Annotated in this window: 1 pseudogene; it reads left to right on the forward strand. The window is 43.2% G+C overall.

The features are described from left to right. Window positions 1–520: 520 nt before the first annotated feature. Window positions 521–1,059: pseudogene (locus tag R7Q46_RS25215) on the forward strand (histidine kinase); the annotation flags it as partial.

Consider the following 1,059-nt stretch of genomic DNA (forward strand, 5'->3'; position numbering starts at 1 on the left):
AAATTCCAAATGTATCGCGTTCCATGTTTGGTGTTCCTTCTAAACTATAAATTCACCTCTGTTTATAGTTTTCCAGTTTTCAGATGGTGTCTAAGTGTTTGTCATATAGTCAGTATTTGTATTTTTATTAAGTTATTTCCAAATTGCCTGACTTCAATGTTGAGCTAATAATAGACTTCCAGCTTCACTGCTTTCTTATAAGATGCTCTTTGTGGCTTCTTGACTAAAAATTATACGATGGAAAGTCTCAATGTGCCTCAAAAACCGCTAAATTTGGTGTGATCGCAATCATGCTTTAAAGGGCAATTTATGTATGCCATTGAATATCAGCAAGGAATATTGTGCCTGATGAATGGATGTAATTTTATGTTTCACGCCGCCTATTAATTCACCATAAAAGTCACGCTTTGTTTGCCGTGTTCACAGATTTATCATCTGATCTAAGCCTTGCTGTTAACTCGATGTTAACTTAGAACAACACCACAGTGACGTGGAAGTGGGTTAACGGTAAGGATGTACCATGAGTTGGAGAACCATCAGCTTTAGAAAGCGCATGCTGGTCATTATGACGCTCTCGGGCTTGATCGAGTTACTTCTGCTCGTCGCCGCAGGTTTTACCTACCTCAAAGGCAATCAAGAACACGAAATGGGTGAAAAGGCACTCGGTGTTGCCCGTTTCCTCGCAGAGTCTGAAATCGTCATTAAGATGGTGGAAGCTCAGCAGCCAGAACCTTATCAAGAGTCCTTTCGCGCACTCACTAAAGCGATTGGTGCGGCCTTTATTGTGATTGGGGATAACCAAGGCGTACGCTTAATTCATCCGGTAGATGAGCGAATTGGTAAGCCTATGAAAGGGGGCGACAACCAACGAGCTCTGGTCGAAGGTCAGTCCTATGTGTCTACAGCTCGCGGTTCTTTGGGTTATTCCGTCCGCGGTAAAGCGGCGATATTCGACGCACAAGGTAACATCATTGGTGTGGTGTCGGTGGGGTATTTGCTCGACAGGCTCCAAGATCGCATTGAGCCATTCCTCGCTTTTTTAATTTTGATGGTTGTCGT

The organism is Vibrio sp. 811 (assembly GCF_033339195.1).